This is a genomic window from Pseudomonas sp. CNPSo 3701, assembly GCF_028674975.1.
GTDB lineage: Bacteria > Pseudomonadota > Gammaproteobacteria > Pseudomonadales > Pseudomonadaceae > Aquipseudomonas > Aquipseudomonas straminea.
The window spans coordinates 585,713-606,349 of the sequence record NZ_JAQZSI010000003.1; the positions used below are offsets into that span (position 1 = coordinate 585,713).

Below are 20,637 nucleotides of genomic sequence, written 5' to 3' on the forward strand. Positions count from 1 at the left end.
CGTCGTAGGATGGGTGGAACCCATCGCAATTTGATGGGTTTCACCCATCCTACTGACTGCGCGCTAATTCGCCCTCACTCGCTATCCAGATTCTTCACCAGCTTCAGGCAGCGCCTGAGCAGCGGCGAATCGTCATCCTTGCGGTAGCTGATCACGATGGGTGACGTAGCGCTGGCGTCGAGCAATGGCGTATAGCCGATATCGTCGCGGTGCAGGCGTTGCACCGAGGCGGGCACCAGGCTGATGCCGATACCGGCGGCGACCAGGCCGATGGCGGTCTGCAGTTCGTTGGTCATCTGCGCCACGCGAATCTTCAGGTCGTTACGGGCGAACAGCGCCAGCACATGGTCGGCGTAGCTGGGCCGTGGCGAGGCGGGGTAGAGCACGAACGGCTCGCGGGCCAGTTCCTCCAGCGAAGCCGGAGCGGCCAGCAATCGATGGCCGGCGGGCAGGGCTGCGACCAGTGGGTCCTGGCGGATCACTTCCTGAACGATGGCCGGGTCTTCGATATGAATGCGCCCGAAGCCGATATCGATGCGACCGCGCTTGAGCGCTTCCACCTGGGGCAACGTGGTCAGCTCGGACAAGCCCAACTCGATGGCCGCTTCGCCGCGTAGCTGGCGGATCAGCTCGGGCAGCGCGCCATACAACGTCGAAGGCGCGAAGCCGATGCCGAACCAGCGCCGCTGGCCTTCGGCGATACGCCGGGTGTCATCGCTGACGCGGCCCAGTTGCTCGAGCAACTGCACGGAATGTTCATAGAAGAAACGCCCGGCTTCGGTCAGGCGCAGCGGCCGGCCGCGCTCGATCAATGCCACGCCTAATTCGTCTTCCAGTTGCTGAATCTGCCGGCTCAGCGGTGGCTGGGCGATATGCAGGCGTTCGGCCGCACGGGTGAAATTCAGGGTTTCCGCCAGCACGCGGAAGTAACGCAAATGGCGCAGCTCCATGATACCTCCAGGGTATTAAACCAGACCGATTCAATATTGGACTGGCCTATTTGCTGAGGTCAATCTGTGCCCAGACAAAAATAAAACCTGAAGGATATGCTCGTGCTCACTCGCATCCTTTGTTCTTCTCTCCCGCTGCTGGCCGGCCCCGTGAACGAGGCGCCACAGCGCGCCGGTTCCCTGGCATCGGTCCGTGGCATTGACCTGCACACGGATCATCGCCCATGAGCCTTCCGCTGATCGAAAGCCTCGACACCCTGATCGTCGACCTGCCCACCATTCGCCCGCACAAGCTGGCTATGCACACCATGCAGCAGCAGACTCTGGTAATTCTGCGCCTGCGCTGCAGCGACGGTATCGAAGGTGTCGGCGAAGCCACCACCATCGGCGGTCTGGCCTATGCCGGGGAAAGCCCGGAAAGCATCAAGACCAACATCGATACCTACTTCGCGCCGCTGCTGATCGGCCAGCCGGCCGGCAACATCAATGCCGCCATGCTGCGCATCGACCGCAACGTACGCGCCAACACCTTCGCCCGCTCGGCGGTGGAAACCGCACTGCTCGATGCCCAGGGCAAGCGCCTCGGTCTGCCGGTTGCCGAACTGCTTGGCGGCCGCGTGCGTGACGGCCTGGAAGTGGCCTGGACGCTGGCCAGCGGCGATACCGCCAAGGACATCGACGAGGCCGAGCGCATGCTTGACCTGCGTCGCCACCGGGTTTTCAAACTGAAGATCGGCAGCCGCGAGGCGGCGCTGGATATCGCCCACGTCGCAGCGATCAAGCGCGCCCTGGGCGACCGTGCCAGCGTGCGGGTGGACGTCAATCAGGCGTGGAGCGAGGCGGTGGCTATTCGTGCCTGTCAGACCCTCGGCGATGCCGGCGTTGATTTGATCGAACAACCGATACCGCGCCAGGACGTGCTGGCCCAGGCCCGCGTCAGCGTCCGCAGCCCGGCGCCGATCATGGCCGACGAAGCCATCGAGAGCGTCGAGGACAGCTTCAACCTGGCCCGCGGCGGCGCCGCGCCGGTATTCGCCCTGAAGATCGCCAAGAACGGCGGCCCACGCGCCGTGCTGCGCAGCGCCTATATCGCCGAAGCGGCGGGCATCGGCCTGTACGGTGGCACCATGCTCGAAGGCAGCGTCGGCACCCTGGCCTCGGCCCATGCCTTCGCCACCCTGAGCAAGCTGGAATGGCACACCGAACTGTTCGGCCCGCTGCTGCTGACCGAGGACATCCTTGTCGACGTGCCGGTGTACCGCGATTTCGAACTGAAGATCCCGACCACGCCGGGCCTCGGTGTGACCCTGGACGAAGAACGCCTGCAGCGCTTTAGCCGCCGCTGAACCGAACCCACAAGGAGAAAGCCATGCTGTTTCACGTGCGCATGACCGTCAAACTGCCCACCGACATGCCGGCCGAGCAGGCCGCCCGCCTCAAGGCCGACGAAAAGGAACTGGCCCAGCGCCTGCAGCGCGAAGGCACCTGGCGTCACCTGTGGCGCATCGCCGGACTTTACGCCAATGTCAGCATCTTCGACGTGGCCGACGCCCAGGCCCTGCATGACACGCTAATGCAGCTGCCGCTTTACCCGTACATGGACATCGAGGTCATGGCGCTGTGTCGCCACCCGTCCTCGATCCACGATGACGATCGCTGATCGGCGCCATCACTCGCCTGATCCGATCACCACAACAACAAGATGAGGAAACACGCCATGACCGTACGTATCGCCCAGACCGTCGAAGTGCAGAAGTTCTTCGAAGATGCCGCCGGCTTCACCAACGATAAGGGTAATGCCCGCATGAAAACGGTGATTCACCGTGTACTCAACGACACGGCGAAGATCATCGAGGATCTGCAGATCACCCCGGAAGAATTCTGGAAAGCGGTGAACTACCTGAACGAGCTCGGCGCGCGGCAGGAAGCCGGGCTGGTGGTCGCTGGCCTCGGTGTCGAGCACTATCTGGACATGCTGATGGACGCCGAAGACGAGGAAGCCGGCCGTACCGGTGGCACCCCGCGCACCATCGAAGGCCCGCTGTACGTGGCCGGCGCACCACTGAGCAAGGGCGAGGCGCGCCTGGATGACGGTACTGATGCCGGCACGCCGCTGTTCATGCAGGGCCGGGTGTTCGACACCAACGGCAAACCGCTGGCTGGTGCAATCGTCGACGTATGGCATGCCAACACCCGTGGCACCTATTCGTATTTCGATCCGGCGCAATCGGAATTCAACCTGCGCCGCCGCATCGAGACCGACGCCGAAGGCCGTTATCGCTTCCGCAGCATCGTGCCGTCCGGCTACGGCTGCCCGCCCGATGGCCCGACCCAGCAGCTGCTCGACCAGCTCGGCCGCCATGGCCAGCGCCCGGCCCACGTGCACTTCTTCATCTCCGCGCCCGGCCATCGCCACCTGACCACCCAGATCAACCTGGATGGCGACAAGTACCTGCACGACGACTTCGCCTACGCCACCCGTGACGAGCTGATCGCCAGGATCAACTTCTCCGACGATGCGGCGCGTGCCAAGGCTTACGGTGTAGAAGGTCGCTTCGCCGAAATCGAGTTCGATTTCACCCTGCAGTCCACCACCGAGCCCAAAGCGCAGAAACGCCACGAGCGGGTTCGCGCGCTGGAGGTGTAAGCCCCGCGCCGCCCTGCAGGGCAAAGTGCCGCGCTGCCGTTCGTCTGCCTTGCCTGGCAGGCGAGGAGCCGCGCGGCATCCTGCATTCAACGGTCACACTGAATTGCGGCGAGAGAGATGTAACCCTTTGTCACGCTGGCGTATCGCCTGCCAGGGGGATGGTTAGAATCGCCGGACGATTAGCGGATTGCCCAATGGCGGCGATTCAGCCTTATAAGAAAAACAACGAGGCCTGATGATGAGCGATTTCCTGCTGAGCGCGCGCAGCCAGGTGTTCGAGCGCGCCGACCCTTACGCGGTGTCCGACTACGTCAATCAGCACGTCGGCGCCCATTGCATTCGCCTGCCGACCACGGGTTTTCCCGAAGCGAGCCTCAATCACCGCAAGTTCGCCAGCCTCGACCTGTGCCGCATCAGTTATGGCGGCAGCGTGCGCGTCACCTCGCCGGCGCTGGAAACCATCTATCACCTGCAGGTGCTGCTCAAGGGCAACTGCCGTTCGCAGTGCCGCGGTCAGGAGCACTTCTTCGTGCCCGGCGAGTTGCTACTGATCAACCCGGACGACCCGGTGGACCTGACCTATTCGGCCGACTGCGAGAAATTCATCGTCAAGCTGCCGGTCAGCCTGTTCGAGAACACCTGCCTGGAAAACCGTTGGATGCTGCCGCAAAGCGGTATTCGCTTTACCGCCGCGCGCCACGACATGCGCGAGCTGGAGGGTTTTTCCAACCTGCTGATGCTGATCTGCCAGGAAGCCGAAGCGGCCTCCAGCATGCCCCAGGTGCAGGAGCATTACGTGCGCATCATCGCCAGCAAGCTGCTCGGTCTGCTCGGCAATAATGTGCAGCGCGTGCAGCCCCAGGCTCAGACCAGCTCGTTCGAGCAGGTGGTCGACTACATCGAGCAGAACCTCACCCAGGACATCGGCATCGAGCAGCTGCTGGCCGTAGCCCGGGTCAGCGAGCGTTCGCTGTATGCGCTGTTCGAGCGCTACGCTGGCATCAGCCCCAGGGATTACGTGCGCCAGCGCAAGCTCGATCGCATCCACGCCCAACTTCTCGACCCGGCCAGCGTGGTGCGCAGCGTCACCGAAATCGCTCTGGATTACGGCTTCCTGCACCTGGGGCGCTTTGCCGAAGCCTATCGCCGACGTTTTGGTGAATTGCCGTCGGAGACCTTCAAGCGTAATCGTTAAAAGGCGATCATAAGTCTCGTTCGATTATCGAACGGATAGTCGATTATCGGATTGTTAGCAGGCTATTGGGTGAGTACCTTGTGACCATACGGCACACCCGCCGCCCAGCACCCAGAGCAACAAGACGAGAACGACCATGGCTGAGATTCTCTCCCTGCGCGAAGCGGTCGAACGCTTCGTTCACGATGGCGACACCGTTGCCCTCGAAGGCTTCACCCACCTGATTCCGACCGCTGCTTCCCACGAGCTGATCCGTCAGAACAAGAAGGATCTGACCCTGGTGCGCATGACCCCCGACCTGGTCTACGACCTGTTGATCGGTGCCGGTTGCGCCAAGAAGCTGGTGTTCTCCTGGGGCGGCAACCCCGGTGTCGGTTCGCTGCACCGCCTGCGTGACGCCGTCGAGAAACACTGGCCGCACAAGCTGGAAATCAGCGAGCACAGCCACGCCGCCATGGCCAATGCCTACGTCTCAGGCGCTTCCAACCTGCCATTTGCGGTGCTGCGCGGCTATCAGGGTTCGGACCTGGTCAAGGTCAACCCGGACATCAAGTTCATCGAATGCCCGTTTACCGGCGAGAAGCTCGCCGCAATTCCCAGCGTGCGTCCGGACGTCACCGTGATCCACGCGCAGAAGGCCGACCGCAAGGGCAACGTGCTGATCCAGGGCATCCTGGGCGTGCAGAAGGAAGCCGCACTGGCGGCCAAGCGTTGCATCGTCACCGTCGAGGAAATCGTCGATGATCTCCAGGCACCGATGAACGCCTGCGTGCTGCCGACCTGGGCCATCACCGCGGTCTGCGTGGTACCCAGCGGCGCACATCCGTCGTACGCCCACGGTTACTACGAGCGCGACAACCGCTTCTATCAGGACTGGGACCCAATTGCCCGCGACCGCGAAACCTTCACTGCCTGGATCGATGAATACATTCGCGGCACCGAGGATTTTGCGCAGTACCAGGCGAAAGTGAACGGGGAGGCCAAGTGATGAGCGATTTCAACACCAATGAAATGATGACCGTCGCCGCCGCACGCCGCCTCGGCAATGGCAGCGTCTGCTTCGTCGGCATCGGCCTGCCATCCAAGGCCGCCAACCTGGCGCGCCTGACCCATGCCCCGGAAGTGGTGCTGATCTATGAGTCCGGCCCGATCGGCGCCAAGCCGAGCGTGCTGCCGCTGTCCATAGGTGACGGCGAGCTGGCGGAAACCGCCGACACCGTGGTGCCGACGGGTGAGATCTTCCGCTACTGGCTGCAGGGCGGGCGCATCGACGTCGGCTTCCTCGGCGCCGCTCAGGTCGATAAGTTCGGCAACATCAACACCACCGTGATCGGCGACTATCACAACCCGAAAGTGCGCTTGCCGGGTGCTGGTGGCGCGCCGGAAATTGCCGGCAGCGCGAAGAAGGTGCTGATCATCCTCAAGCAGGGCCACCGCACCTTCGTCGACAAGCTGGCCTTCATTACCTCGGTTGGCCACGGCGAGGGTGGCGACCATCGCAAGCGTCTCGGCCTGCCGGGCGACGGCCCGGTGGCGATCATCACCGACCTGTGCATCATGGAGCCGGAAGCCGGCAGCAATGAATTCATCGTCACCTCGTTGCATCCGGGCGTGACCCGCGAGCAGGTTATCGAGAACACCGGCTGGCAGATCCGCTTTGCCGACAGCGTTGGCACCACCGAAGCGCCGACCGCTGCCGAACTGGCTGCGCTGCGTGACCTGGAAGCGCGCACCGCCGAGGCTCATGGTCAGAAAGGAGGTGACGAATGAGCCGCGAAGTCTTCATCTGCGACGCCATCCGCACGCCGATTGGTCGCCTCAATGGCGCACTGTCCGCGGTGAGAGCCGACGACCTGGCGGCGATCCCGCTCAAGGCCCTGATCGAGCGTAACCCGCAAGTCGATTGGTCAGCGGTCGATGAGGTTTTCATGGGCTGCGCCAACCAGTCCGGCGAGGACAACCGCAACGTCGCGCGGATGGCGCTGCTGCTCGCCGGCCTGCCGGAAAGCGTGCCGGGCGTGACCCTCAATCGCCTGTGCGCCTCGGGCATGGAAGCGGTGGGCGCCGCGTTTCGCGCCATCGCCTCGGGCGAAATGGAGCTGGCCATTGCCGCCGGCGTCGAGTCGATGACCCGCGCGCCCTACGTGATGGGCAAGGCCGATAGCGCGTTTGGCCGCGGCCAGAAGCTGGAAGACACCACCCTGGGCTGGCGCTTCGTCAACCCGGCGATGAAGGAGCAGTACGGCGTCGACCCGATGCCGGTCACCGGTGACAACGTCGCCGAGGACTATGGCGTCAGCCGCGCCGACCAGGACGCCTTTGGCCTGCGCAGCCAGCAGCGTGCAGCGGCGGCCCAGGAAGCGGGCTACTACGCCGAGGAAATCGTTCCGGTGGTGATTAAGACCAAGAAGGGCGAGGTCGTCGTCGATCGGGACGAGCACCCGCGTGCCGACACCACCGCCGAAGGCCTGGCCAAGCTCAAGCCGGTCAACGGGCCGGACAAGACCGTCACTGCTGGCAACGCCTCGGGCCTCAACGATGGTGCCTCGGCGATGATCCTGGCCTCGGCCGAAGCCATTAAGCAGTACGGCCTCAAGCCCCGCGCCAAGGTACTGGGCATGGCCAGCGGCGGCGTCGCGCCACGCATCATGGGCGTTGGCCCGGTGCCGGCGGTACGCAAGCTGTTGACGCGTCTGAACCTGAGCGTCAAGCAGTTCGACGTGATCGAGCTGAACGAAGCCTTCGCCGCTCAAGGCCTGGCTGTCACCCGCGATCTCGGTCTGCCGGACGACAGCACCAAGGTCAATCCGAACGGCGGCGCCATCGCCCTTGGCCACCCACTGGGCATGAGCGGCAATCGCCTGGTGCTGACCGCGGTGCACCATCTGGAAAAGACCGGCGGCAAGCTCGGCCTGGCGACCATGTGCGTTGGCGTGGGGCAGGGGCTGGCACTGGCTATCGAGCGGGTTTAGGGCCTGTTGCTAGCTGGCAGGAGCGGCCGATGAATATGTGGCTTTTGTAGGAGGGGCTTCAGCCCCGCGCTCTTTGTTTGCCTTGATAAAAAGCTCGCGGCTAAAGCGGATCGCCGCCCGGCCCCTCCTACCAGATCGCTGATTGTCTGCTTCTGCCTTCTAACAACCGCTTGACGTTTCGTTTGTCCTTGCCAAGACAAGGTCCACGACACCCTATTCTGGCAAGGATGGGCGATTGAAAATGCCGAATCATTTGGTTACAGATGGGGTCGGAATAAGTACGGTTCCGCTTCCTAACAATGAGTATCCATAATGACTACCGAAGCCAGCGCGGCGTACGAAGCCCCCAACTACAGCCCGGAAGAGCGCCGCAAGCGTATCTTCGCCATCGTCGGTGCCTCCTCGGGCAATCTGGTCGAATGGTTCGACTTCTACGTATACGCCTTCTGCGCGATCTACTTCGCGCCGGCCTTCTTTCCTTCCGACGACCCCACCGTGCAACTGCTCAACACCGCAGGCGTATTCGCCGCGGGTTTTCTGATGCGGCCGATCGGTGGCTGGGTGTTTGGCCGCGTTGCGGACAAATACGGCCGCAAGGTCTCGATGATGATCTCGGTGCTGATGATGTGCCTGGGCTCGCTGGCCATCGCCTGCATGCCCACCTACAGCAGCATCGGCACCCTGGCGCCCGTGCTGCTGTTGCTGGCGCGGCTGTTTCAGGGCCTTTCAGTAGGCGGCGAGTACGGCACCACCGCCACTTACATGAGCGAGGTGGCGCTCAAGGGCCAGCGCGGCTTCTTCGCCTCGTTCCAGTACGTCACCCTGATTGGCGGCCAGTTGCTGGCCGTGCTGGTGGTGGTGATCCTGCAGCAGGCGCTCAGTGAAGACGAGCTGCGTGCCTGGGGCTGGCGCATTCCGTTCGTGATCGGCGCGATGGCAGCGGTAGTGGCGTTCTACCTGCGCCGTTCGCTGGATGAAACTGCCAAAGAGGATCAGATTGGCAGCAAGGAGTCGGGCAGCGTCGCCTATCTGTTCAAGCACCACAAGGCTGCGTTCTTCACCGTACTGGGCTACACCGCCGGCGGCTCGCTGATCTTCTATACCTTCACCACGTACATGCAGAAGTACCTGGTCAACTCGGCCGGCATGAGCGCCAAGACCGCCAGTGGCATCATGACCGGCGCGCTGTTTCTATTCATGATCATGCAGCCGTTGTTCGGTGCGCTGTCCGACCGTATCGGCCGCCGCACCTCGATGCTCTGGTTCGGCGCCCTCGGTGCGATCTGCACCTGGCCGATCCTGGCCTTGCTGCATACCGTGCAGAGCCCGGTGATGGCTTTCCTGCTGATCATCGCGGCGCTGGCCATCGTCAGCCTGTACACCTCGATCAGCGGCCTGGTGAAGGCCGAGATGTTCCCGCCGGAGGTGCGCGCTCTGGGCGTCGGCCTGGCTTACGCGGTGGCCAACGCGCTGTTCGGCGGCTCGGCGGAATATGTCGCCCTGGGGCTGAAATCCATCGGCATGGAACAGACCTTCTACTGGTACGTATCAGGCATGATGGTGCTGGCTTTTCTGGTCAGCCTGCGCCTGCCGCGCCAGGCCAGTTACCTGCACCACGATCATTGACCACGGAGTGTTCGCTGTATGAGTTCAAGGCCCGCTAGCCAGCTGTTCGATGCCTACTTCACGGGTGCGCCGATGCGCCAGGTGTTCAGCGACCAGGGGCGTGTGCAGGGCATGCTCGACTTCGAGGCAGCGCTGGCCCGGGCCGAAGCGGCGGCTGGGGTGATCCCGCAGGCAGTGGTCGCCGATATCGAGGCGGCTTGCCGCGCCGAACTCTACGATTTCGACGCGCTGGCGGTGGCCATCGGCAGCGCCGGCAACTCGGCCATTCCGTTGGTCAAGGCGCTGGGCAAACGCATCGCGGCGAGCAACCCCGAGGCCGAGCGCTACGTGCATCTGGGCGCCACCAGCCAGGACGCCATGGACAGCGGCCTGGTGCTGCAGCTACGCGCGGCCATCGATCTGCTGGAAAAGGATCTGGACGCCCTGAGCAGGCAGCTGGCCATCCAGGCCCAGCGTCATGCGGCAACGCCCATGGCCGGGCGCACCTGGCTGCAGCATGCCACGCCGGTGACCCTGGGCATGAAGATCGCCGGCTGGCTGGGCGCCATCGATCGCCATCGCCAGCGCCTCGACGAAATCAAACCGCGCCTGCTGTGCCTGCAGTTCGGCGGCGCCTCGGGCAGCCTGGCCGCATTGGGCGACAAGGCCTGGCCGGTGGCCGGTGCATTGGCCGCCGAGCTGGACCTGCAACTGCCCGAGCAGCCCTGGCACACCCAGCGTGATCGTCTGGTCGAGTTCGCCAGCCTGCTCGGCCTGATCGCCGGCAGCCTGGGCAAGCTGGGCCGCGACCTCAGCCTCTTGATGCAGACCGAAGCCGGCGAGCTGTTCGAGCCCTCGGCGCCCGGCAAGGGCGGCTCCTCGACCATGCCGCACAAGCGCAACCCGGTGGGCGCGGCGGTGTTGATCGGCGCCGCCACCCGCGCGCCCGGGCTGGTCGCCACCATGTTCGCGGCGATGCCCCAGGAGCACGAGCGCAGCCTGGGTTTGTGGCACGCCGAATGGGAGACGCTGCCGGAGCTTTGCTGCCTGGTCTCCGGCGCCCTGCAGCAGGCGCTGATCCTGGTGCCGGGCCTGGAAGTGGACGCCGAGCGCATGGCCGCCAATCTCGAATTGACCCGCGGCCTGGTGCTGGCCGAGGCAGTGAGCATCGCCCTGGCGCAACGCATCGGTCGCGACGCTGCCCACCATCTGGTCGAGCAATGCTGCAAACAGGCGGTGAAGGAGGGCGCACACCTGCGCGAGGTGCTCGGCGCCAACGCCGAGGTCTGCGCCCAACTGTCCGCCGATGAGCTGGACCGCCTGCTCGACCCGGCCCATTACCTGGGCCAGGCGCAGCGCTGGGTCGATCGCGCCGTGGCCCTGCACCGCAGCGCGAATCACTGAACCGTTTTCCCGTTAGGAGATTGTCATGCCTGTCGTTTCCCTCGCCGATGGCGACCTGAACTACCTGCTCGAAGGCCCGGCCGACGCACCGGTGCTGGTGTTGTCCAACTCCCTGGGCACCAACCTGCACATGTGGGATGCGCAGATTCCGGCGTTCACCGAACACTTCCGCGTGCTGCGTTATGACACCCGTGGCCACGGCCAGTCGCTGGTCACGCCGGGCTTCTACAGCATCGAGCAGAACGGCCGTGACGTGTTGGCACTGCTCGATGCCCTGAACATCGACAAGGTGCATTTCTGCGGCCTGTCCATGGGCGGGCTGATCGGCCAGTGGCTGGCGATCAACGCCGCTTCGCGCCTGGATCGCCTGGTGCTGTGCAACACCGGCGCCAAGATCGGCACCGACGAGGTGTGGAACACCCGCATCGACACCGTGCTGAAGGGCGGCGAGAAGGCCATGCGCGACCTGCGTGATGCCTCCATCGAACGCTGGTTCACCGCGCCGTTCGCCAAGGCCCAGCCGGAGAAGGTCGAGCCGATCGTCACCATGCTGGCGCAGACCTCGCCCCAGGGCTACGCCGGCAACTGTGCAGCGGTGCGCGACGCCGACTACCGCGAGCAGATCGCCACGATCGACGTGCCGACCCTGATCGTGTGCGGCACCGGTGATGCGGTGACCACCCCCGAGCACGGTCGCTTCATGCAGGCGCGTATTCCGGGCGCCGAGCTGGTCGAGTTCGACGCCGCGCACCTGTCCAACGTGCAGGCTGGTGAGCTGTTCACCGGGCGCGTGCTGAGCTTTCTGCAAACCAATTGAGCTGCCGTGCGTGGGCGTCGTCGCACGCCCGCGCCGTGAAGAGAAATGGAGCCACCGATGGATGAGAAACAACGCTATGACGCCGGCATGCAGGTTCGCCGTGCGGTGCTGGGCGATGCCCACGTCGACCGCAGCCTGGAAAAACTGACGCCGTTCAACGAAGAGTTCCAGGAGATGATCACCCGCCACGCCTGGGGCGATATCTGGACGCGCCCGGGGCTGCCGCGCCACACCCGCAGCCTGATCACCATCGCCATGCTGATCGGCATGAACCGCGAAGGTGAATTGAGGCTGCACCTCAAGGCCGCCAAGAACAACGGCGTGACCCGCGAGGAAATCAAGGAAGTGATCATGCAGAGTGCGATCTACTGCGGTATTCCGGCTGCCAACGCCACCTTCCACCTGGCCGAAGAGCTGTGGGACGAAGTCGGCGTCGAGTCGCTGAATAAGGCCTGACGTCGCAACGATCTGCAGAGCCCCGCTCAAGCGGGGCTTTTTATTGCCCGACGATCACTCGCTCTGACTGACGCCCGCCGCATGCAGTGCCGCAACGTAGCCGAAGGTCAGTGCCGGGCCCAGGTTGATGCCGCCGGAGGGGTAGTGGCCGCCGAACACGCTGGCCATGTCGCTGCCGGCGGCATAGAGGCCGGGGATCGGCTGGCCATCGGCATCCAGTACCCGGGCGCTGCCGTCCGTCTTGAGCCCGGCGAAGGTGCCGAAACAGCCGGGCTGCACCTTCACTGCGTAGAACGGGGCATGCTCGATGGGTGCCACGCAGGGGTTGGCGCCAGGGTGTAGCGGGTCGCCTTGCTTGCGATTGAAGGCGGTGCTGCCGCGGCCGAACTGCGGGTCTTCGCCATTGCGGGCATGTTGGTTGAACGTGGCTACCGTGCTCACCAGGCCCTCCGGGTCGATGCCGCAGTCGAGGGCCAACTGCTCGATGGTCGCCGCACATTGCAGATAGCCGCTACGCAGCACGGGCCACAGCGGCACGGGCGCCGGGCGGGCGAAGCCCAGGCCGTAGCGGCGCTGGAAACGGTGATCGCAGATCAGCCAGGAACACACCGGCTGGTCCTGGGGCACCTGTTCGACCATCGCCGCCACGTAGTCGTAATAGCCGTGGGCTTCGTTGACGAAGCGCTTGCCGTTGGCCAGCACGCCGATGATGCCAGGCTTGCCGCGCTCGATGATGTGCGGGAAGTGGCCGATGCTGCCGTCGCGGTGCGGCACCCGGGACACCGGTGCCCAGGCGACCGGCGATTTCAGCCGGGTATCGACCTGGGCACCCAGCGCTTCGCCCAGGCGCAGGCCATCGCCGGAGCAGGCGGTTGGCGGCAGGGCCAGGTTGTCCGCGCCGCTGGTATCGCGGGGAAACAGCTGCTGGCGCCGCCGCGTATCGTTGGGGAAGCCGCCAGCCGCCAGCACCACGGCACGGGCACCGATGAAGTGCTCGCCGTCCGCACGGCGCAGCGTGGCACCGCTGATACGGCCATCTTGCTGATGCAGGCTGATCACCGGTGCCGACTCGATCATCGTCACGCCCAGGTCGGCGGCCGAGCGGGCCAGCCGGGCGACCAGCGCAACGCCGTTGACCAGGTGCATGGCGCGGCCATAACGGGATAAGTGATAGAGGTGGGTGGCGAAGCGACGGGTCACGTGCCACAGCGCTCTCGGTGAGCGGGTCATGTTCAGGAAGGCGGCCAGGTCGGCGCCGGCCATGATCGGCATGCCCATGAACGAGGTTTCGCGCAGCGTCCTGCGCAGGCGCGGCAGCAGGTCGAGCACTTCGCGGCCGTCATAGGGCGCGGCGATCACCTGATGGCCGCCGGTGGCGGCGCCGGGCGTGTCGCCATGCATGTCGGGAATGCCGTTGCCGTCGGCGAACTGCAGGGCGGTGTGCCGTTCGAAGAACGCCACCATCTGCGGGCAGGCGTCGAGAAAGGCCCTGACCCGCGCTTCGTCGAAATGCTCGCCCAGTTCGTGGCGCAGATAGGTGAGCGGCTGCTCGATGTCTTCCTGGATGCCGGCGCGCTGCGCCAGCGGGTTGCGCGGAACCCAGGCCCAACCACCGGACCAGGCGGTGGCGCCGCCGAACACCACGTCCTTTTCCACCAGCACGACGCGCTGGCCATGCCACGCGGCAGTCACCGCGGCGGCCAGCCCGGCGGCGCCCGAGCCGACCACCAGCAGGTCGCAGTGTTGAGGAAGCGGAGTGGTGGCGGCGGCGGGCATGGGCGCTCCTGGCGGCTAATGATTGTTTTTGGAATCAGGTTCCATATATTAAATGGAGCCCTGATCGTCGCCAAGCGCAGGGCCCGCGCTTGATGTTTACCCAGGCTGACCCCATCTGAAGGGCTGTAACCCTCTCGCCATCAGCCTTCGAGCCCGCCATGAAATCGCTTTTGTCCGGTCGCCAGCGCGGTGCCCTGCGCACATCCTGGGCGTTTATCGCCCCTTATCGCGGTCGCGTGGTCGGTGCGCTGCTGGCGCTGCTGTTCACTGCCGCCATTACCTTGTCCATGGGGCAGGGCATCAAGCTGCTGGTCGATCAGGGCCTGGCCACCCAGTCACCGGAAGCGTTGCGCCATTCGATCCTGCTGTTCTTCGTGCTGGTGCTGGCCCTGGCGGTGGGGACCTACACGCGCTTCTACCTGGTTTCCTGGCTGGGCGAGCGGGTGGTGGCGGACATCCGCAAGCGCGTGTTCGATCATCTGGTCGGCCTGCACCCCGGCTTCTACGCCCATAACCGCGCCTCGGAGATCCAGTCGCGGCTGACCGCCGATACCACCTTGCTGCAGTCGGTGATCGGCTCGTCGCTGTCGATGGCGCTACGCAACCTGATCATGCTGGTCGGCGGCATGATCCTGCTGGTGGTCACCAATCCCAAGCTCAGCGCCATCGTGCTCGCCGCACTGCCGCTGGTGGTCGCGCCGATCCTGCTGTTCGGCCGCCGTGTGCGGGAGTTGTCGAGGCAGAGCCAGGATCGCATCGCCGATGTCGGCAGCTACGTCAGCGAAGTGCTCGGGCAGATCAAGACGGTGCAGGCCTACAACCATCAGGCCGAAGACCGCCGGCGATTCGGCCTGTCCGCCGAGGCGGCGTTCGACACTGCCCGCAAGCGCGTCGCCCAGCGCGCCTGGCTGATCACCGTGGTGATCGTGCTGGTGCTCGGTGCCGTGGGCGTGATGCTCTGGGTCGGCGGCATGGACGTGATCGCCGGGCGCATCAGTGGCGGCGAGCTGGCGGCATTCGTGTTCTACAGCCTGATCGTCGGCTCGTCATTCGGCACCCTCAGCGAGGTGGTCGGCGAGTTGCAACGCGCCGCGGGCGCCGCCGAGCGCATCAGCGAACTGCTCAGTGCGCGCAACGAGATCCATGCGCCGCTCGACGGCGCGCTGGTTCCGGCCCGGCCTGCAGAGGGCCGTATCGACGTGCAGGATTTGTCCTTCGCCTACCCGACGCGCCCCGACAGCCTGGCGCTGCAAGACATCACGCTGGCAGTGGAACCGGGCGAAACCCTGGCCATCGTCGGCCCGTCCGGCGCGGGCAAGTCGACGCTGTTCGACCTGCTGCTGCGCTTCTACGATCCGCTACGGGGGCGCATCCTGATCGACGGCCTGCCCATCGAGCGCCTCGACCCGCACGCCCTGCGCGAGAACTTCGCGCTGGTTTCCCAGCACCCGGCGCTGTTCTTTGGCAGCGTGGCCGACAACATTCGCTACGGGCACCCGGACGCCAGCGATGCCGAGGTGCAGGCTGCTGCCCGCGCGGCCCATGCCCATGAATTCATCGCGCGCTTGCCCCAGAGTTATCAGACCCATCTGGGCGATGCCGGCCTGGGGCTTTCCGGCGGCCAACGGCAGCGCCTGGCGATTGCCCGCGCCTTGCTGGTGGATGCACCGATCCTGCTGCTCGACGAAGCCACCAGTGCCCTGGACGCCGAGAGCGAGCACCTGATCCAGCAGGCGCTGCCCGAGCTGATGCGTGGCCGCACCACCCTGGTGATCGCCCACCGCCTGGCCACGGTGAAGAGCGCCGACCGCATCGCGGTCTTCGATCAGGGGCAGTTGGTAGCGTTGGGCAAACATGCCGAACTGGTCGCCAGTAATCCACTGTATGCGCGATTGGCCGAGTTGCAGTTCGTGGAGAAGAGCTAGGGGCAGGGCGCCGGTATCGGCGTTGAGTGTGTGGTGGGTCGGTGAAGCGTGACCCACCCTACGGGCTGTGGTTCTGTGGGACCGGGCGGGGACGCGCTGTGAGTCGCGGGCATTGCCCGCATCCCACAGACTCAACATTCTTCAGATCACTTCAATTTCGAGATGACGAGTTGAGAGCAAGTCAGTCTCAGCCGTTGACCAGACTCAGAAACTCGCTGCGGGTCGCGGCGTTCTCGCGAAATTCGCCGAGCATCACCGAGGTGACCATGGAGGAGTTCTGCTTCTCCACGCCGCGCATCATCATGCACATGTGCTTGGCTTCGATGACCACCGCCACGCCCAGGGCACCGGTGACCTGCTGAACCGCTTCGGCGATCTGTCGGCTCAGGCTTTCCTGGATCTGCAGGCGGCGGGCGTACATGTCGACGATGCGCGCGACCTTGGACAGGCCCAGCACCTTGCCGCTGGGAATGTAGGCGACGTGGGCCTTGCCGATGAAGGGCAGCAGGTGGTGCTCGCACAGCGAATACAGCTCGATATCTTTGACCACCACCATTTCGCTGGCGTCGGAGCTGAACAGCGCACCGTTGGTGACTTCTTCCAAGGTCTTCTGGTAGCCATTGCACAGGTACTGCATGGCCTTGGCGGCGCGCTTGGGCGTGTCGAGCAGGCCTTCGCGGGAAACGTCTTCGCCGAGCTGGCCGAGGATGGCGGTGTAGTGCTGTTCGAGGGTGTTGCGGCTAGAGTCCATGCGGCTTCCAGTGGTTTGCGGGTATCGATTAGCGGCTGCCTGGCGCCAATGCCAGCGCGTTTGCCGCGGCATCAAGCTCGGCCTGGTGGGCGAGGCGGGCAGCAATTGTAATCCGCTCGTAGCGATTTACCGAGCCTTTATGCCGCTCGGTGCATCGCTGCTTCTGTCAGCACCTGTTCAAAGTCTCGCGAGCTAGAGCAATGCAAGGCGAAAACAGGCGAGGACGCGGAGTTTACGAGCTGTAAATGAGCAGTCCGAGCCTGTTTTTAACGTTGTCGTACCAGGCCAGCACTTTCACCAGGCGGCCATTCACCTTGGTGTGGTTGGCGTCGAAGATCGACGATAGCGGATTGTGGTTGAAGTCGCACGACACCAGCGGCAGCGTGTTGTAGCCCAGCACCGGGGATTTTTCCGCCGCCGCCTTGAGCAGGGCGTTGATTTCCTCGACGCTGGTGTCGCGCTGCACCTGAATGGTCAGGTCGACCAGCGACACGTTGATCACTGGCACGCGCACCGCCATGCCGGTCAGGCGCCCGGCCAGTTCCGGCAGCACCAGACCGACTGCTTCGGCGGCGCCGGTCTTGGTGGGGATCATCGACTGGGTGGCCGAGCGCGCGCGGAACAGGTCGCTGTGGTACACGTCGGAGAGGTTCTGGTCGTTGGTGTAGGCGTGGATGGTGGTCATCAGCCCGCTTTCGATGCCCAGCTCGCGCTGCAGCACCTGGGCGACCGGCGCCAGGCAGTTGGTGGTGCAGGAGGCGTTGGAGATGATCTGCTGATCGGCGCGCAGGCTGCCTTCGTTGACGCCATAGACGATGGTCGCATCGGCGCCCTTGGCTGGCGCGGAGATGATCACCTTGCGCGCGCCGGCAGTCAGGTGGGCGGCTGCCTTGTCGCGATCAGTGAACAGGCCGGTGCATTCGAACACCACGTCGACGTCCAGATCCTTCCAGGGCAGTTCGGCAGGATTACGGATCGTGCTGACCGCGATGCGGTCACCATTGATAAGCAGGTTCTGCCCGTCGACCTCGACGTCGGCATCGAAGATGCCGTGTACGCTGTCGTACTTGAGCAAATGAGCGTTGATGGCGCTGTCGCCCAGGTCATTGATGGCGACGACTTGCAGCTTTTCGCGATAGTTCTGGGTATAGAGTGCCCGCAGCACGTTACGGCCGATGCGGCCGAATCCATTGATGGCAATTCGTATAGTCATGAGCTTAGATCCTGATTTGTTGTTTTAAAAACAAGATTATGCTCATGAAAGTAGAAATCAAGCGTTTTAGCTGTCAATATTTTGATAAAAATACAATTCTAAGTGCTACCTGTTAGCCCGGAGTCGACACCATGCATCCCCGCATCCTTGAGGTAACCGACCGCCTGATCGCCCGCAGCCGCGCCACTCGCGAACGCTACCTGGCGCAGATGGCCGCCGCCGACAGCCAGGGCCCGCACCGCGGCGCGCTGCAATGTGCCAACTTCGCCCACGGCGTGGCCGGTTGTGGTTCTGCCGAAGACAAGCAGCGTTTGCGGCTGATGAACGAAGCCAACGTCGGTATCGTCACTGCCTACAACGATATGCTTTCCGCCCACCATCCTTATGAACACTACCCCGAACTGATCAAGCAGGCGTTGCGCCAGGTCGGCTCGGTGGGCCAGGTGGCCGGCGGCGTGCCGGCGATGTGCGATGGCGTGACCCAGGGTGAGCCCGGTATGGAGCTTAGCCTGGCCAGCCGCGAGGTGATCGCCATGTCCACGGCCGTGGCGCTGTCGCACAACATGTTCGATGCGGCGATGCTGCTGGGCATCTGCGACAAGATCGTGCCGGGGCTGATGATCGGTGCGCTGCGCTTCGGTCACCTGCCGATGATCTTCGTGCCGGGCGGGCCGATGCCTTCGGGCATTCCCAACAAGGAAAAGGCCGAGGTTCGCCAGCTCTACGCCGAGGGCAAGGCGACCCGCGAGCAGCTGCTCGAATCAGAGATGAAGTCCTACCACAGCCCCGGCACCTGCACCTTCTACGGCACCGCCAACACCAACCAGGTGGTGATGGAAATCATGGGCCTGCACCTGCCGGGCTCGTCCTTCGTCAACCCGTACACGCCGTTGCGTGACGCGCTGACCGCCGAGGCCGCCCACCAGGTGGTGCGCCTCACGCGGCAAGGCGGCGAGTACACGCCGCTGTGTCGGATCATCGACGAGAAGGCCATCGTCAACTCGGTGGTGGCCCTCAACGCCACCGGCGGCTCGACCAATCACACACTGCACATTCCGGCCTTCGCGCGCGCTGCCGGCATCCAGCTGACCTGGCAGGACATGGCCGACCTGTCCGCCGTCACCCCGACCCTGGCCAAGGTCTACCCCAACGGTCAGGCCGACGTGAACCACTTCCATGCCTGTGGCGGCGTGCCGTTCATGGTGCGCACGCTGCTCGAAGCCGGCCTGCTGCACGAGGATGTCTACACCGTCGCTGGGCCTGGCCTGTCGCGCTATACCCAGGAGCCGTTCCTCGATGGCGAGCGGCTGGTCTGGCGCCAGGGCCCGGAGCAGAGCCTGGATCGCAACATCCTGCGCAGCGTGCCGGAGGCGTTCTCGCCCGAAGGAGGGCTGCGGGTGCTGACTGGCAACCTCGGCAACGGCGTAGCCAAGGTGTCGGCGGTGGCGCCGGAGCATCAGGTGGTCGAAGCGCCGGCCCGCGTGTTCGAAACCCAGGTCGAGCTGGCCGAAGCCTTCAAGGCCGGTGAGCTGGAGCGCGATTTCGTCGCCGTGGTGCGCTTCCAGGGGCCGAAGGCCAACGGCATGCCCGAGCTGCACAAGCTCACGCCGTACCTGGGCATCCTCCAGGATCGCGGTTTCAAGGTGGCGCTGGTTACCGATGGACGGATGTCCGGCGCGTCGGGCAAGGTGCCGGCGGCCATTCACGTCAGCCCCGAGGCCTGGGATGGAGGCCCGCTGGCGCGGGTGCGCGACGGCGATCTGATTCGCGTCGATGGCGTGACCGGGCACCTGCAGGTGCTGGTCGACGACATCGCCTGGAACGCCCGCAAGATCGCGCCGCGCCCGCAAGGCACCGGTGTCGGCTGTGGCCGCGAGCTGTTCGCCTTCATGCGCGCTGCGTTCAGCCCCGCGGAAGAGGGCGCCAGTGCCTTCACCGCCGAACTGGATTCGCTGCGATGAGCCTGGCGCTGGTGGGCGACATCGGCGGCACCAATGCGCGTTTCGCCCTGTGGCGTGACGGTGGCCTGCATGGCGTGCGGGTATCGGCGACTGCCGATCACCCCACGGTCGAGCAGGCCATCGCCGCTTACCTGGCGGCTGAAGGCCTGGCGCTCGGCGACGTAGAGACCATCTGTCTGGCCTGCGCCGGACCAGTGGAAATCGATCCGTTCCGCTTCACCAACAACGCTTGGCGCATTGACCGCCAGGCGTTCTGCGCCGAACTGCAGGTGCGCGAGCTGCTGCTGCTCAACGATTTTTCCGCCATGGCCCTGGGCATGACCTGCCTGAAGGACGATGAATACGTCACCGTCTGCCCGGGCGATGCGCAGCCGGGGCGCCCGGCGGTGGTGATCGGTGCCGGCACCGGCCTGGGCGTCGGCACCTTGCTGAGCCTGCCCGATGGCAGCTGGCATGCGTTGCCGGGTGAGGGTGGCCACGTCGACCTGCCGGTGGGCAGCAATCGCGAGGCGCTGATCTGGCAGGCGCTGCATCGCCAGCTCGGCCATGTCAGCGCCGAGGCTGGTGCGCTCAGCGGTAATGGTTTGCTGGCGCTGTATCGCGCGACCTGCGCAGTGGATGGTCAGCAGGCTTCGCTGCAAAGCGCGGCGCAGGTCACCCGCGCAGCGCTTGACGGCGAGCCGCTGGCGGTTGGCGTGCTGGAACAGTTCTGCTGCCTGCTGGGCCGGGTTGCCGGCAATAACGTGCTGACCGTTGGTGGCCGCGGCGGCGTGTATATCGCCGGCGGTATGGTGCCGCGCTTCGCCGATTTCTTCATGGCCAGCGGTTTCTCCCGTAGCCTGCGCGACAAGGGCTGCATGAGCGATTACTTCGACGGCCTGCCGGTATGGCTGGTAACCGCGCCTTACCCGGGGCTGGTCGGCGCGGGCGTTGCGGTGGAGCAACATCTGCAGAGGAACTAGCGC

General features: G+C 64.8%; 18 protein-coding genes. 14 read left to right on the forward strand and 4 right to left on the reverse strand.

Features of this window, described 5'->3' with window-relative positions; translation table 11 throughout:
• Window positions 1-74: 74 nt before the first annotated feature.
• Window positions 75-950: a LysR family transcriptional regulator gene (locus tag PVA39_RS11980; RefSeq protein WP_274124228.1), complete on the reverse strand. Its 876-nt coding sequence runs from the start codon at window positions 948-950 to the stop codon at window positions 75-77.
• A gap of 224 nt (window positions 951-1,174) precedes the next feature.
• Between PVA39_RS11980 and PVA39_RS11985 the strand changes: the two genes are divergently transcribed.
• The 11 genes from PVA39_RS11985 to pcaC all read left to right on the forward strand — a co-directional run bounded on the left by PVA39_RS11985 (window position 1,175) and on the right by pcaC (window position 12,046).
• Window positions 1,175-2,296 (forward strand): muconate cycloisomerase family protein, encoded by a 1,122-nt coding sequence (locus PVA39_RS11985; RefSeq protein ID WP_274124229.1) that lies wholly within the window; start codon window positions 1,175-1,177, stop codon window positions 2,294-2,296.
• Window positions 2,297-2,319: 23 nt separating this feature from the next.
• A complete protein-coding gene (catC, locus tag PVA39_RS11990) occupies window positions 2,320-2,610 on the forward strand; it encodes a muconolactone Delta-isomerase (RefSeq protein WP_074885032.1) in 291 nt (96 codons plus the stop codon).
• A gap of 57 nt (window positions 2,611-2,667) precedes the next feature.
• The gene (gene catA, locus PVA39_RS11995) at window positions 2,668-3,597 is read left to right on the forward strand and encodes a catechol 1,2-dioxygenase (protein ID WP_274124230.1); all 930 of its coding nucleotides are present in this window, start codon (window positions 2,668-2,670) and stop codon (window positions 3,595-3,597) included.
• A 238-nt stretch (window positions 3,598-3,835) separates the two neighbouring features.
• Complete coding sequence (locus tag PVA39_RS12000) at window positions 3,836-4,792, forward strand: AraC family transcriptional regulator (RefSeq protein WP_274124231.1); 957 nt, start codon at window positions 3,836-3,838, stop codon at window positions 4,790-4,792.
• 136 nt (window positions 4,793-4,928) lie between these two features.
• Window positions 4,929-5,780, forward strand: coding sequence for a CoA transferase subunit A (locus PVA39_RS12005; protein WP_274124232.1), 852 nt, complete (start codon window positions 4,929-4,931; stop codon window positions 5,778-5,780).
• Window positions 5,780-6,562 (forward strand): CoA-transferase subunit beta, encoded by a 783-nt coding sequence (locus PVA39_RS12010; RefSeq protein ID WP_274124233.1) that lies wholly within the window; start codon window positions 5,780-5,782, stop codon window positions 6,560-6,562. Before PVA39_RS12005 ends, PVA39_RS12010 begins: the two co-directional genes overlap by 1 nt.
• On the forward strand, window positions 6,559-7,764 hold the full coding sequence (gene pcaF, locus PVA39_RS12015) for a 3-oxoadipyl-CoA thiolase (RefSeq protein WP_274124234.1): 1,206 nt from the start codon (window positions 6,559-6,561) through the stop codon (window positions 7,762-7,764). The genes PVA39_RS12010 and pcaF overlap by 4 nt, the downstream gene beginning before the upstream one ends.
• Before the next feature lie 312 nt (window positions 7,765-8,076).
• A complete protein-coding gene (locus tag PVA39_RS12020) occupies window positions 8,077-9,390 on the forward strand; it encodes an MFS family transporter (protein ID WP_274124235.1) in 1,314 nt (437 codons plus the stop codon).
• Window positions 9,391-9,408: 18 nt separating this feature from the next.
• Window positions 9,409-10,773: a 3-carboxy-cis,cis-muconate cycloisomerase gene (locus PVA39_RS12025; RefSeq protein WP_274124236.1), complete on the forward strand. Its 1,365-nt coding sequence runs from the start codon at window positions 9,409-9,411 to the stop codon at window positions 10,771-10,773.
• 25 nt (window positions 10,774-10,798) lie between these two features.
• Window positions 10,799-11,590, forward strand: a complete 792-nt coding sequence (gene pcaD / locus PVA39_RS12030; protein ID WP_274124237.1) for a 3-oxoadipate enol-lactonase — start codon at window positions 10,799-10,801, stop codon at window positions 11,588-11,590.
• Window positions 11,591-11,647: 57 nt separating this feature from the next.
• Window positions 11,648-12,046 (forward strand): 4-carboxymuconolactone decarboxylase, encoded by a 399-nt coding sequence (pcaC, locus tag PVA39_RS12035; protein WP_274124238.1) that lies wholly within the window; start codon window positions 11,648-11,650, stop codon window positions 12,044-12,046.
• A gap of 54 nt (window positions 12,047-12,100) precedes the next feature.
• On the opposite strand, the gene PVA39_RS12040 is transcribed toward pcaC, so the two are convergent.
• A complete protein-coding gene (locus PVA39_RS12040; RefSeq protein ID WP_274124239.1) occupies window positions 12,101-13,822 on the reverse strand; it encodes an FAD-dependent oxidoreductase in 1,722 nt (573 codons plus the stop codon).
• 158 nt (window positions 13,823-13,980) lie between these two features.
• Here PVA39_RS12040 and PVA39_RS12045 point away from each other — a divergent pair, with 158 nt between their 5' ends.
• Window positions 13,981-15,747: an ABC transporter transmembrane domain-containing protein gene (locus PVA39_RS12045; protein ID WP_274124240.1), complete on the forward strand. Its 1,767-nt coding sequence runs from the start codon at window positions 13,981-13,983 to the stop codon at window positions 15,745-15,747.
• A 187-nt stretch (window positions 15,748-15,934) separates the two neighbouring features.
• On the opposite strand, the gene folE is transcribed toward PVA39_RS12045, so the two are convergent.
• Together folE and gap are read right to left on the reverse strand one after the other, a co-directional pair.
• Window positions 15,935-16,498 (reverse strand): GTP cyclohydrolase I FolE, encoded by a 564-nt coding sequence (gene folE, locus PVA39_RS12050; protein WP_075930546.1) that lies wholly within the window; start codon window positions 16,496-16,498, stop codon window positions 15,935-15,937.
• Between the two features lie 232 nt (window positions 16,499-16,730).
• Window positions 16,731-17,711 (reverse strand): type I glyceraldehyde-3-phosphate dehydrogenase, encoded by a 981-nt coding sequence (gene gap, locus PVA39_RS12055; RefSeq protein ID WP_274124241.1) that lies wholly within the window; start codon window positions 17,709-17,711, stop codon window positions 16,731-16,733.
• Between the two features lie 131 nt (window positions 17,712-17,842).
• Here gap and edd point away from each other — a divergent pair, with 131 nt between their 5' ends.
• Window positions 17,843-19,672: a phosphogluconate dehydratase gene (gene edd / locus PVA39_RS12060; protein WP_274124242.1), complete on the forward strand. Its 1,830-nt coding sequence runs from the start codon at window positions 17,843-17,845 to the stop codon at window positions 19,670-19,672.
• Window positions 19,669-20,634: a glucokinase gene (locus tag PVA39_RS12065; RefSeq protein ID WP_274124243.1), complete on the forward strand. Its 966-nt coding sequence runs from the start codon at window positions 19,669-19,671 to the stop codon at window positions 20,632-20,634. Before edd ends, PVA39_RS12065 begins: the two co-directional genes overlap by 4 nt.
• The last annotated feature ends 3 nt before the right edge of the window (window positions 20,635-20,637 follow it).